Below are 13,278 nucleotides of genomic sequence, written 5' to 3'. Positions count from 1 at the left end.
GCCGCTCGATTGAGCAAAAACACGACTGGCGAAGTCAGTCGTGTTTCGACACACTCAGAGGGCCGGCCTTGCCGGCCCTTTTTCTTTTCGTCTCCGATGTCATGAGCAACGCACTGCACCCCAAGCTGGCCCTGTTCGAAGAAGGCGATGCCGCCACCATCCTGCCGGTGGTGGACCATTACTGCGGCGTCGAGGTCCGCATGAAGAAGAGCCTGGAGCTGCAGGCCGAGATGGGCCCGGTGTTCGACATCACGCTGGACTGCGAGGACGGCGCGCCGATCGGCGGCGAGTCCGAGCATGTGGCCCTGGTCAACGAGATGCTGAATAGTGCCGACAACCGCTTCGGCCGCGTCGGCGCGCGCGTGCATCCGCTGGACCATGCGGCCTTCGAGGCCGATGTCGACGGGCTGATCGCCCAGTCCGGCGAGAAGCTGGCCTATCTGATGCTACCCAAGCCTCAGAGCGCCGCCGAGGTCGAGCGCGCGACGGCCTTCATCGATGCCACGCTGCGCCGCCATGGCATCCGCAAGCCGCTGCCGATCCACACCCTGGTCGAGACCCATGGCGCGCTGCGTGAGGTCTGGCAGATCGCCGCCCATCCGCGCATCGAGTCGATCTCCTTCGGCCTGATGGACTTCGTCTCGGCGCACCGCGGCGCGATCCCGCGCGCCGGCATGAGCCTGCAAGGCCAGTTCACCCATCCGCTGGTGGTACGCGCCAAGCTGGAGATCGCCGCCGCCGCCCATGCCCATGGCAAGACGCCCTCGCATTGCGTGGTCACCGAGTTCAAGCACAAGAATGCGATCGAAAGCGCCGCCACGCGCGCCGCGCGCGAGTTCGGCTACACGCGCATGTGGAGCATCCACCCGAGCCAGATCCAGCCCATCATCGATGCCTTCGCGCCCAGCGCCGCCGAGATCGACGAGGCGATCGACATCATCCATGCGGCCCAGGCCGCGGCCTGGGCGCCGATCCAGCACCGCGACACCCTGCACGACCGCGCCAGCTACCGCTATTTCTGGCAGTTGCTGGAGCGCGCCTACCGCACCGGCCAGCCGCTGCCGGTCGAAATCGAGCTGGCCTATTTCGAGAACTCCGACCGCGGGTAAAGCATAGGGCGCGGCTGGCGCGCCACACCGTGACAATCCGTCACCCAATCCCGGCCTGGCCGACACCGGCCGGCGCTACATTGCAGCGCACCGTTTTTCCCGCACAGACTTACTAGACAGGGCCTCCCTCCGCACCTCCATGAAACTCGCTCCGCTCCTGACCTTCCTGATCGGCTCCGCCGTCCTCACCAGCGCCGCGCTGGCCCAGACCCCGGCGCCCGCCCCGACCAAACCCGCCGCCAACAAGCCCGCCGCCACCAAGGCCACCCCGGCCACCAAGCCGCGCGCCAAGGCCCCGGGCAAGGCCGTGCCGCCGCCCCCGCCGCCGCTGCCCGAGCCCGACGAGGCCCAGCTGGCCGCCACCGAGATGGCCCACCTGGGCACCTACGACTGCGAGTTCAAGCAGTCGATCAGCATCACGCGCAACACCAAGCCCGGCTATCTGGACGTCTCCTGGCAGAAGTCGGTCTTCACGATGAAGCCGGTGCTGTCCAGCACCGGCGCGCTGCGCATGGAAGACGTCACCGGCCGCACCCTGATGATCCAGATCGGCAACAAGTCGATGCTGATGGACACCAAGGTCGGCCAGCGCCTGGTCGATGAATGCGTTCACCCCAAGCAGCGCGAGGCCATCGAGGCCGCGCGCGCCGCCCGTGCCGCCGCGGCCGCCTCCGGCGTGCCACTGGAAGGCGGCCTGGGCATCGAGCCCCGCCCGGCCGAGGGCACCGCAAAGCCCTAATACAGGCCGATTGACGGCACATTCCATGGTGCCGGCCGCGCGGAAAGTATGTAGAATTCATACATACTTTCCATTCCATACCACGGAGCGCCGCCGCCATGGAAGCCACTGTTGCCGAACGCGGGCAGATCACGCTGCCCAAGGCCGTCCGTGATGCCCTGGGCCTGACCAAGGGCACGACCCTGAAGGTGGAGTTGGACGGCGCGCGCATCATCCTGCGCAAGAACGTTGACGACGCCATCTCCCGCGCCCGCGGCAAGTTCAAGCTGGACGGCTTCGAATCGGTCGACGACGCGATGCGCACGGCCCGCGGCCGTGCCCCCGGCGACCCGGTGGAGCGCTGAGCCGGCCATGATCGCCATCGATTCCTCGGTCCTGATCGACCTGCTGTCCGGCAGCGCCCGCGCCGACATGGCCGAGGCCGCGCTGCGCGAGGCGCTGAGCCAGGGCCCGGTGGTCGTCTGCGACGTCGTCGTCTCCGAGGTCTGCTCCGCGCTGCAGGGCGGCGACCTGGCGATGCAGGTGCTCGAGGAGATGGGCGTGCGCTACAGCCCGGTCGAGCAGAAGGCCGCGATCCGCGCCGGCGAGATGCAGCGTCGCTACCGCATGCGCGGCGGCCAGCGCGCCCAGGCCAGCCCGCGCACCGTTCCCGATTTCATCGTCGGCGCCCATGCGCTGCTGCAATGCAGCGCGCTGATCACCGCCGACGACGTCTTTTTCCGTGACTACTTCAAGGGGCTGAAGCTGATCGTGCCGAGTACCGCGGCCTGAGAGCGTCCTGCCCCATTCCCACCTACTGCCAGCCAACCAGGAGTCGACATGCTGCAAGCCTATCGCCAACATCAGTCCGAGCGCGCCGCGCTGGGCATCCCCCCGCTGCCCTTGGATGCCAAGCAGGTCGCCGAGCTGATCGAGCTGATCAAGAACCCGCCCGCCGGCGAGGACGCCTTCCTGCTGGACCTGCTGACCCACCGCGTGCCGCCGGGCGTCGATGACGCCGCCAAGGTCAAGGCCTCGTTCCTGGCCGCCGTCGCGCATGGCGACCTGAAGGTCGGCCTGATCTCCAAGGCCAAGGCCACCGAGCTGCTGGGCACCATGGTGGGCGGCTACAACGTGCATCCGCTGATCGAGCTGCTGGACGACGCCGAAGTGGCCGAGGTCGCCGCCGCGGGTCTGAAGAAGACCCTCTTGATGTTCGACTACTTCAACGACGTCGCCGCCAAGGCCAAGGCCGGTAACGCGCAGGCCAAGGCCGTGATGCAGAGCTGGGCCGACGCCGAGTGGTTCACCTCGCGCCCCGAGGTCGAGAAGAAGATCACCGTCACCGTCTTCAAGGTGCCCGGCGAGACCAACACCGACGACCTGTCGCCCGCCCCCGACGCCTGGAGCCGCCCGGACATCCCGCTGCACTACCTGGCGATGCTGAAGAACACCCGCCCCGACGCGGCCTTCAAGCCCGAGGAAGACGGCAAGCGCGGCCCGATGCAGTACATCGAGGACCTGAAGAAGAAGGGCCACCTGGTCGCCTATGTCGGCGACGTGGTCGGCACCGGCTCCAGCCGCAAGTCCGCCACCAACTCGGTGATCTGGGCCACCGGCTCGGACATCCCCTTCGTGCCGAACAAGCGCTTCGGCGGCGTCACCCTGGGCGGCAAGATCGCCCCGATCTTCTTCAACACGCAGGAAGACTCCGGCTCGCTGCCAATCGAGGTCGACGTCAGCAAGCTGGAAATGGGCGACGTCATCGACGTGCTGCCCTATGAGGGCAAGCTGGTCAAGAACGGCGAGACCGTGGCCGAGTTCAAGCTCAAGAGCGACGTGCTGTTCGACGAGGTGCGCGCCGGCGGCCGCATCAACCTGATCATCGGCCGCTCGCTGACCGCCAAGGCGCGCGAGGCCCTGGGCCTGCCCGCCTCGACCCTGTTCCGCCTGCCGCAAGCCCCGGCCGAGACCAAGGCCGGCTTCACCCTGGCGCAGAAGATGGTCGGCCGCGCGGTCGGTCTGCCGGAAGGCCAGGGCGTGCGCCCGGGCACCTACTGCGAACCCAAGATGACCACCGTCGGTTCGCAGGACACCACCGGCCCGATGACCCGCGACGAGCTGAAGGACCTGGCCTGCCTGGGCTTCAGCGCCGACCTGGTGATGCAGTCCTTCTGCCACACCGCCGCCTATCCGAAGCCGGTCGACGTCAAGACCCATCGCGAGCTGCCCGCCTTCATCAGCAACCGCGGCGGCGTCTCGCTGCGCCCGGGCGACGGCGTGATCCACAGCTGGCTGAACCGCCTGCTGCTGCCCGACACCGTCGGCACCGGCGGCGACTCGCACACCCGCTTCCCGATCGGCATCTCCTTCCCGGCCGGCTCCGGCCTGGTCGCCTTCGGTGCCGCCACCGGCGTGATGCCGCTGGACATGCCCGAATCGGTGCTGGTGCGCTTCAAGGGCCAGATGCAGCCCGGCGTCACCCTGCGTGACCTGGTGCATGCGATCCCGCTGTACGCGATCAAGGCCGGTCTGCTGACCGTCGCTAAGGCCGGCAAGATCAACGCCTTCTCGGGCCGCATCCTCGAGATCGAAGGCCTGCCGGACCTGAAGGTCGAACAGGCCTTCGAGCTGTCCGACGCCTCGGCCGAGCGCTCGGCCGCCGGCTGCACGATCAAGCTGAACCCCGAGCCGATCAAGGAATACCTCACCAGCAATATCGTGCTGATGAAGAACATGATCGCCGACGGCTATGCCGACGCGAAGACCCTGCAGCGCCGCATCGAGAAGGTCGAGGCCTGGCTGGCCAAGCCGGACCTGCTGGAGGCCGACAAGGACGCCGAATACGCGCATGTGATCGAGATCGACCTGGCCGACATCAAGGAACCGATCGTCTGCTGCCCCAACGATCCGGACGATGCCAAGTTCATGTCCGAGGTCGCCGGCACCAAGATCGACGAGGCCTTCATCGGCAGCTGCATGACCAATATCGGCCACTTCCGCGCCGCGGCCAAGCTGCTGGGCGGCCAGCGCGACATCCCGGTCAAGCTGTGGGTCGCGCCGCCCACCAAGATGGACCAGAGCGAGCTGATCAAGGAAGGCCATTACGCCGCCTTCGGCACCGCCGGTGCGCGCACCGAGATGCCCGGCTGCTCGCTGTGCATGGGCAACCAGGCCCAGGTCCGCGAGGGCGCGACGGTGATCTCCACCTCGACCCGCAACTTCCCGAACCGCCTGGGCAAGAACACCAATGTGTTCCTGGGCTCGGCCGAGCTGGCCGCGATCGCGTCCAAGTTGGGCAAGATCCCGACCGTGGCCGAGTACCACGAGGCGATGGGCATCATCAACAAGGACACCGCCAGCGTCTACAAGTACCTGAACTTCGACCAGATCGAGGAGTACGCGGAAACCGCCAAGGGTGTGACCGCCTGATCGGCAATCGCCCACCAAAAAAGGCCCGCCCCTGGCGGGCCTTTTTTCGTTCGTCCGCTCGTTCCTCCGATGTAACGACGGCCTTGTTATGCTGCGCCGCATGACAAGAAGAGAAGAAGAACAGACTGGGGAGGATGACGATGGCCGGCTGGGCCTGGGCGCCCGGCTGATCGTGCTGCTGGTCGGCGGCGCGGTCGCGCTCTTCTTCGGCGGCGGCGCCGCGCTGTTCCTGCTGCGGCCGATGGCCCAGACCCTGCATGACGCCTGGCAGGTGCGGCAATGGCAGCCGGTACCGATCGAGGTGCTGGACACCTCGCTGCAGACCCATCACGGCAAGAAGCGCAGCGAGTTCCACGTCGTGCAGGCCCGCTACCGCTACGAGTTCGGCGGCCGGGTCTTTGAGGGCGAGCGCATCGGCCTGGCCCAAGGCGGCCTGGGCGACAACATCGGCGACTGGCAGCGGGACTGGCATCAGCGCCTGCAGGCGGCCCGGGACGGCGTCGGCCCTTCGCTGCAGGCGCGGGTCAATCCGCGCGATCCGGCGCGCGCGCTGCTGGATCCGCAGATCCGCGGCGCGATGCTGCTGGTCCAGCTGATGGTCGCGCTGCCCTTCAGTGCTCTGGCCCTGGGCGCGCTGCAGGCCTGCTGGCGCGCGCTCGGCGGGCAGCTCCGCCCGGTGCCGGATCGGCGCTACCGCCTCGTCGGCAGTTGGCCGCCGGCCCTGCTCTGCGGCGGCTTCGCGCTGCCGATCGCCGCCGTCTACTGGCTTACCCCGCAGCCCTGGCCGCCGCGCCTGCTGGCCCTGCTGTTTGCGCTCCTTGCGCTGTGGCTGATCCACGCGGCGCAGCGCCCTGCGGAGCAGCCGCAGCTCGAAGCCGAGCCTCGCCAACCGGCGGCCGCAACCGCCGAGCCGGCCCACACGGATGACGCCCTGTACCAGGAGCGGCCGGTGCCGCCGGCCGGCCCGGGCCGCGCGCCGCCGCTGCCGCCCGGCGTCACCGTCCAGGACACGCCCGAGGCACGGACTCTGCGGTTCTCCCGCTGCGGCTGGCGCTGGCTGGCCCTGCTGGCGCTGGCGCCGCTGGCCCTGCTGGCCTGGCTGCTGCGCAACCGCACCGGCGCGGGGCTGCCGCTGGGCCTGCTGGCCGGCATGTTCGCGCTGGTCGGCCTGATCCTGCATGGCGTCAGCTGCCACTGGTCGCTGCAGGCGCTCAAGAGCGGCAGCCTGCGCCTGCGACATGGCTCCTGGCTATGGCGGACCCGCCGCGAGCTGCCGCCCGAAACCGTCGGGCAGCTTTTCCACCGCCTGCTCTACAGCAGCAGCTCCCCCGGCCGGCCGGACCGCCATTTCCATGCGCTTTATGTCCATGTCGCCGGCGGCACCCAGCGCCTGACGCCGGGCCTGCCCGGCAGCGCCGGCGCGCTGGCCGTGGCCCGGGCCCTGCAGGACGCCCTGATCCCTTCCCAACCCACGAGACCCTGACCCATGCCGACCTCGTCGCTTCGCCGCAAGGCCGCTCCCCTGCTCGCCGGCGCCCTGCTGGCGCTGGCCCAACTGCCGGCCCTGGCCGAGTCCTCGCTGCAGAGCTGGCCGCTGCGCGCCGATCCCGCCGCCGCGCGCGACGACTTCGCCGACCTGGCGCCGCTGGGCAAGGCCCTGGCCAAGGCTCGCGTAGTGGCGCTGGGCGAGCAGACCCATGGTGCGCATGAGGAGTTCGCCTACAAGCTGCGCCTGCTGCGCTATCTGCACGAGAAGCAGGGCTTCGACGTGCTGCTGCTGGAGAGCGGCTTCTACGACATCGGCCGCCTGACCCAGGCCATGGCCGGCGGCGCGCAGCTGGACGAGCTCTCACCCGGCAATGTGTTCTACATGTATTCCAAGAGCGCCGAGGGCCGCGCGCTGATGCGCTATATCGACGCGCGCCAGCGCACGGCGCGGCCGCTGCGCCTGGCCGGCATCGACAGCCAGCACAGCGGCGAGCTGAGCCGCACCGAGCTGCTGCCAGGCCTGGCGCGCGCGCTGGCCGCGGCCGGCCGCGCCGAGCTGGCGCAGGGCGAGGCCTGGGGCGCCTACAGCGCCCACGTGCCGGCGCTGATCGGCCTGTCGCGCGAGGCGCCGCCCGCGGCGCAGCAGCAGGCCTTCTATGCGCAGCATGAGGCGATGCGCGCGGCCCTGTGCGCCGCGCCGGAGACCAAGGCCGAGGTCGAGGGCAAGGGCTGGTGGTGCCAGGTCTTGCTGAACCTGGAATCGCAGGCGCGCAGCCTGTGGAGCGACAACCGCGACTACCAGCGCGACAACGCGATGGGCGCCAACGCGATCTGGCTGATGGAGCGCCTGTTCCCCGGCCGCAAGGCGGTGGTCTGGGCCCACACCATCCATGTCGCGCGCGGCTACCAGCGCTCGCCGGCGCATCTGCAGGCCGGCGAGGTGATGCACCGCCATTGGGGCCCGGCCTACCAGGTGCTGAACTTCAGCACCGCCGGCGGCCGCTACTACGAATATGTCAGCGGCCGGGAGACCGCCGTGCCCGCCCTGCCCGCCGCCGCGCTGGAGCACCGGATCGCGGCGCGCCAGCCCGGCGGCGTGACCCTGCTGCGAGCCACCGCGCCACAGCAGGTGCCGCAGTTCGGCTGGGAATACCAGACCCAGGCGCCCGAAGGCCAGCCGGACACCGGCATGCTGGGCCGCCATTGGGACTGGCTGGTGTTCTTCCCCCAGGTCTCGCCGGTGCGCATGGTGCGCTGAGAGCGCCGGCACCACCACGATGCCTCGCCGCCCCGGCCTGCTGATCGGCCGGCCGGCTCAACGATCACTCATCGCGCCCCCGGCCACAGGATTGCGATCGAAACAACAATACCCGCGCTGCCAGGCAGGAAGCGTCGCACTTGTAACTTGAATTTGCGACACTCGCGCTGCGTCGGCGGGTCGTGATCACGACCCGTCGGTCTTTCCGTTTCCGGGAGCCCACTCCCGCCGCCCCAGCCACGATGCAAATCGCCGGATACCGCCTGCAGGACCTGATCTACGCCAACGGCGCGACCGTGGTCACGCGCGCCACGAACCCGCTGGGCCAGGTCGTGGTGCTGAAGTACATCGATGGCGAGCAGCCGCCGCCCGCGATCGGCGCGCGCTGGCGCCATGAATACGCGGTGCTGCAGGGCATCGACTCGCCCTGGGTGATCAAGGCCCTGGGCCTGCTGGAGTCGGAGCGCCGGCCGGTGCTGGTGCTGGAGGATTTCGCGGCCAGCAACCTGGCCCAGCTGATCGAGCGCCAGGTGCTGAACCTGGAGGAGCGCCTGACCCTGGCGGTGCAGCTGTGCCAGGCGCTCAGCGCGGTGCACCAGCATGGCCTGATCCATGGCGACATCGCACCGAAGAACGTGCTGGTGGACCTGGCCGGCTTGCGCATCAAGCTGTGCGACTTCGCGCTCTCCAGCCCGCTGGCGCCGGCGCAGCAGCAGCTCGAGGCCTATGGCGCGCTGCGCGGCACCCTGGACTATGTCTCGCCCGAGCAGACCGGCCGCACCGGCCTGGAGGTCGACTACCGCAGCGACTTCTATTCGCTGGGCATCACGCTCTACGAGCTGTTCGCCGGCCGCAAGCCCTTCCAGTTCGCCGATCCGATCGCGCTGCTGCATGCCCAGCTGGCGCTGATGCCGACGCCGCTGCACGAGCTCGACCCGGAGCTGCCGCAGCCCCTGTCCGCGCTGGTGCACAAGCTGCTGGCCAAGTACCCGGACGAGCGCTACCAGAGCAGCTACGGCCTGCTGCAGGACCTGAGCCATTGTCTGGAGCAATGGCGCCAGCAGCGCCGCATCGAGCCCTTCGCGCTGGCACGCGCCGACATCCCCGAGCGCCTGTGCATCGCGCAAAAGCTCTACGGCCGCGAGGCCGCGATCCAGGGCCTGCTCGCGGCCTTTGAACGCGCCAGCGAGGGCCGGCCCGAGCTGCTGCTGGTCGGCGGCTATTCGGGCATCGGCAAGACCGCCCTGGTCGGTGAGCTGCACCGCCCGGTGGTAGCGCGGCGCGGCTATTTCCTGCGCGGCAAATGCGACCAGTACAGCCGCAACGAGCCCTATGCGGCGCTCGGTCAGGCCCTGCGCCAGCTGCTGCAGCAGCTGGCCGCCGAAGGCCCGGAGCGGCGGCACTATTGGCGCGGCGTGCTGCTGCAGGCGCTGGGCGACAACGCCGCGGTGGTCGGCGCCCTGCTGCCCGACATGACCCTGCTGACCGGCACGCTGGCGCCGCCCGCGCCGCTGCCGGTGGCCGAGACCGAGCAGCGCCTGCACATCGCCTTCAAGCAGTTCATGCACGCGCTGGCCCAGCGCGCGCATCCGCTGCTGATGTTCCTGGACGATCTGCAATGGGTCGACGAGCCCAGCCTGCGCCTGCTGCGCCAGCTGCTGCAGGGCACCGACGAGGGCCCGTCCAGCCTGCTGATCATCGGCGCCTACCGCGACAACGAGGTCGACGCCGGCCATCCGCTGGCCCTGCTGATCCAGGAGCTCTCGCGCAGCGAGGAGCGGCCCCTGCAGACCCTGAAGCTGGCGCCGCTGGACGCCGCCGACGTGGCGCAGTTGGTGGCCGACACGCTGCGCCGCCCGAGCGCCGAGGTGGCCGAGCTGGCCGCCCTGTGCCTGGAGAAGACCCAGGGCAACCCCTTCTTCCTGGGCCAGTTCCTGCGCGACCTGCACGGCCACGGCGACCTGCGCTACGAGCGCCGCCAGGGCGCCTGGCATTGGGACCTGGCGCAGATCCGCCGGCGCGACATCACCGACAACGTCGTGACCCTGATGCTGCAGCGCCTGCGCGACCTGCCCGAGGCGACCCAGGCCCTGCTGGCCAAGGCGGCGCTGCTGGGCGACCGGGTCGACCTGCGCGAGCTGATGGCGCTCGGCGGCCGCTCGGCCGCCGCGACCGCCGCCCTGCTGCGCCCGGCCCTGCAGTCCGGCCTGGTGCTGCCGCTGGGCGAGGACTACAAGTTCGAGCAGAGCCCGCAGCTGCTGGAGGGCGCACGCTACCGCTTCCTGCACGACCGGGTGCAGCAGGCCGCGCATGACCTGACCCCGGCCGCCGCCCTGCCCGCGCTGCGCCTGCATTGCGGCCGCCGCCTCCTGGCCGCCAGCGGTCCGGCCGAGCTGGAGAGCCGGCTGTTCGTGATCCTGGACTGCCTGAACCAGGCCGCCCGGCTGATCGACGACGCGGCCGAACGCGAACGCCTGCTGGAGCTGAACCTGCGCGCCGGCCAGCGCGCCAAGGCCGCCTCGGCCCATGGCGCGGCCTGCGCGCTGCTGCGCCAGGCGATGGCGCTGCGCGGCGCGCGCGACTGGCAGGACCATCCCGAACGCACGCTGACGCTGTTCCGGGCGCTGGCCGAGGCCGAATACCTGGCCGGCAATTTCGAGGCCGCGGAGCGCCTGTATCCCGAGGTGCAGACCGCCTGCCCGGACCCGCTGGGCCGGATCTCGATGCAGCTGGTGCAGGTCGACCAGTACCATATCCAGGGTCGTTTCGCCGACGGCTATGCGGTGCTGCAGCAGGCGCTGGGCAGCATGGGCCAGCCCTTCCCGGACGATGCCGAGGCCGCTGCGCTGTTCCCGGCCGAGTTCGAGGCGACCGAACGGCTGCTCGAGGACCTGGGCCGCGACGCGGTGCTGCATGCCCCCGAGATGCTCTCGCCGACGCACCGGCTTGAGATGCAGCTGTACTACGCGATGTCGCATGCCAGCTATCAGAGCGGCCGCTTCGGCGCCTTCGCGCTCGATGCCTGCCGCATGTTGCGCACCACCCTGCGCCATGGCCAGGACGATCTCAGCTGCATCGCCTATGCCGCCTACATGAGCGCCAGCGCGGCGATGCGCAAGCCCTATCCGCAGAGCTATGCGCTGGGCCGGCTGGCGATGCGCCTGGCCGAGCAGCGCGACAACGCCCATGTGCGGCTCACGATCTACCAGTATTTCTCGGCCTTCTACCAGCATTGGTGCGACCCGCTGGGCGAGACCCTGGCCAAGCTGGACCGCGGCGTCGAGATGGGCCAGAGCGGCCTGAACCCGCTGGACGCCGGCTACGCCGCCCTGCTGGGCCAGCTCAACCGCTTCCTGCTGGGCCAGGAGCTGGGCGAGCTGGAGACGCGCTGCGAGCAGAGCCTGAAGTTCCTACAGAAGACCCACCAGGGCGCGACCGAGGCGATGCTGCGCCATGGCGTGCTGCAGCCGCTGCGGGCGCTGCGCGGCAAGACCCTGACGCCGCTGAGCTTCGACAGCGAGGACTGCCGCAGCAGCGAGCTGTTCCAGCGCCCCGATGTCGCGCCCTCGATCCCGCTGGCGCTGTTCTGCGTGGCCCAGCTGCGCCATGCCTATCTGATGGGCGATGCACCGGCCTGGCGACTGAATGCCGCGCGCCTGCCGCTGGTGGCCGCCTGCCTGCCCGACAGCCCCGCGATGGTCGAAGGCCATTTCTACGCGGCGCTGGGCGCGCTGCGCGAGGGCTTTGCCGAGGATGCGGACGAGGGTCGGGTCCAGGCCCTGGCGCTGCTGGAACGATTCGAGACCTGGGCCGAGGGCTGCAACGCCAACTTCGCCCACAAGCGCGACCTGATCGCGGCCGAGCTGGCGCGCGCGCAGGGCGAGGAGCGCGCCGCGATGGGCCTTTACGTCAAGGCGATCGAATCGGCCGGCGCGGCCGGCTTCGGCGCGATCGAGGGCCTGGCCAACGAGGCCTATGCGCGCTTCTGGTCCGCGCTGCAACAGCCGCAGCTGGCCGGCCACTTCCTGCGCGAGGCCCATTACCACTACCAGCGCTGGGGCGCGCTGGTGAAATGCCGCCAGCTGGAGGACCAATGGCCGCAGCTGCCCTTCGGCGTGGCGCGCCGCGCCGGCTCCGGCAGCAGCAGCGGCGGCAGCTACCGCGATCCGCTGGAGAGCGGCTTCAGCGTCGACCTGCATGCGCTGCTGAAGGCGAATCAGCTGCTGGCGCAGGAGATCCATCTGGACAGCCTGCTGCCGCAGATGCTGGGCGTGCTGCTGCAGCATGCCGGCGCCGAGCGCGGCGCGATCGTGCTGGACGAGGACGAATCGCTGGTGGTGGAGGCGATCGGCGGGCTGGACGAGCGCGGCCGCCTGGCCTCGCAGCGCCTGTGCATGCCGCTGGCCGAGCTGGGTGACCAGGGTCAGGCCCTGCTGCCCAGCGGGCTGATCGAGTACGCGCGGCTGACCCGCCGCACCCTGGTGCTGAACCGGCCCGAGCAGGACGAGCGCTTCTCCCACAGCGAATACCTGCGCCAGCAGGCGCCGCGCTCGGTGATCTGCCTGCCGGTGCTGAGCCAGGGCAAGCTGGTGGCCCTGGTCTATATGGAGAACACCCGGCTCGAGAACGCCTTCACGACCCGGCACCAGCAGACCCTGGAACTGCTGAGCAGCCAGGCCGCGATCTCGCTGGTCAATGCGCGGCTCTATGAGAACCTGGAGAACAAGGTAGCGCTGCGCACCGAGGAGCTGCGCCAGATGAGCATGCGCGACGGGCTCACCGGCGTGGCCAACCGGCGCGCCTTCGACGAGCGGCTGCAGCTGGAATGGCGGCGCAGCCAGCGCCAGGGCAGCCCGCTGGCGCTGCTGATGATGGATATCGACTTCTTCAAGCAGTTCAACGACCACTACGGCCATCTGGAGGGCGACCGCTGCATCAGGGCGGTGGCCCAGCAGCTGCAGCGCGTCGCCTGTCGCTCCACCGACCTGCTGGCACGCTACGGCGGCGAGGAGTTCGCGCTGCTGCTGCCCGACACCGATGTCGAGGCGGCGCAGCGCCTGGCCCAGGCCTGCCTGGAGGCCGTCGAGGCGCTGGCTTTTGCCCATGCGCAGTCAACGGTGGGGCCGCATGTCAGCCTCAGCCTGGGCTGCGCCAGCATCGTCGCCAGCGGCGAGGCCCCGCCGGAGCAGTTGGTGGCCGCCGCCGACCGGGCCCTCTATCGTGCCAAGCGCGAGGGCCGGCGCCGCTGGGTCGGCGCCGAACTGACTGCCTGA

The 13,278-nt window shown here is 70.0% G+C and carries 8 protein-coding genes; all 8 read left to right on the top strand.

What is annotated here, in order from left to right; translation table 11 throughout:
* Positions 1-101 precede the first annotated feature (101 nt).
* The 8 genes from G8A07_RS12870 to G8A07_RS12835 all read left to right on the top strand — a co-directional run bounded on the left by G8A07_RS12870 (position 102) and on the right by G8A07_RS12835 (position 13,278).
* Complete coding sequence (locus tag G8A07_RS12870; RefSeq protein ID WP_195797367.1) at positions 102-1,109, top strand: CoA ester lyase; 1,008 nt, start codon at positions 102-104, stop codon at positions 1,107-1,109.
* Between the two features lie 139 nt (positions 1,110-1,248).
* Complete coding sequence (locus G8A07_RS12865) at positions 1,249-1,848, top strand: hypothetical protein (protein WP_195797366.1); 600 nt, start codon at positions 1,249-1,251, stop codon at positions 1,846-1,848.
* Between the two features lie 98 nt (positions 1,849-1,946).
* A complete protein-coding gene (locus G8A07_RS12860; RefSeq protein ID WP_195797365.1) occupies positions 1,947-2,192 on the top strand; it encodes an AbrB/MazE/SpoVT family DNA-binding domain-containing protein in 246 nt (81 codons plus the stop codon).
* Between the two features lie 7 nt (positions 2,193-2,199).
* Positions 2,200-2,619, top strand: a complete 420-nt coding sequence (locus tag G8A07_RS12855) for a type II toxin-antitoxin system VapC family toxin (protein WP_195797364.1) — start codon at positions 2,200-2,202, stop codon at positions 2,617-2,619.
* Positions 2,620-2,667: 48 nt separating this feature from the next.
* Complete coding sequence (acnB, locus tag G8A07_RS12850) at positions 2,668-5,259, top strand: bifunctional aconitate hydratase 2/2-methylisocitrate dehydratase (protein ID WP_195797363.1); 2,592 nt, start codon at positions 2,668-2,670, stop codon at positions 5,257-5,259.
* Positions 5,260-5,359: 100 nt separating this feature from the next.
* Positions 5,360-6,742 (top strand): DUF3592 domain-containing protein, encoded by a 1,383-nt coding sequence (locus G8A07_RS12845; protein WP_195797362.1) that lies wholly within the window; start codon positions 5,360-5,362, stop codon positions 6,740-6,742.
* Positions 6,743-6,745: 3 nt separating this feature from the next.
* Positions 6,746-8,005, top strand: coding sequence for an erythromycin esterase family protein (locus G8A07_RS12840; RefSeq protein ID WP_195797361.1), 1,260 nt, complete (start codon positions 6,746-6,748; stop codon positions 8,003-8,005).
* Positions 8,006-8,247: 242 nt separating this feature from the next.
* Positions 8,248-13,278 carry a diguanylate cyclase domain-containing protein gene (locus tag G8A07_RS12835; RefSeq protein ID WP_195797360.1) on the top strand — a complete coding sequence of 1,677 codons (5,031 nt, stop codon included), beginning with the start codon at positions 8,248-8,250 and terminating at the stop codon, positions 13,276-13,278.

This window comes from Roseateles sp. DAIF2 (assembly GCF_015624425.1).
GTDB lineage: Bacteria > Pseudomonadota > Gammaproteobacteria > Burkholderiales > Burkholderiaceae_C > Kinneretia.
The sequence above is the reverse complement of the archived record's forward strand: the minus strand, read 5'-3'. Positions and strand labels throughout refer to the sequence as shown.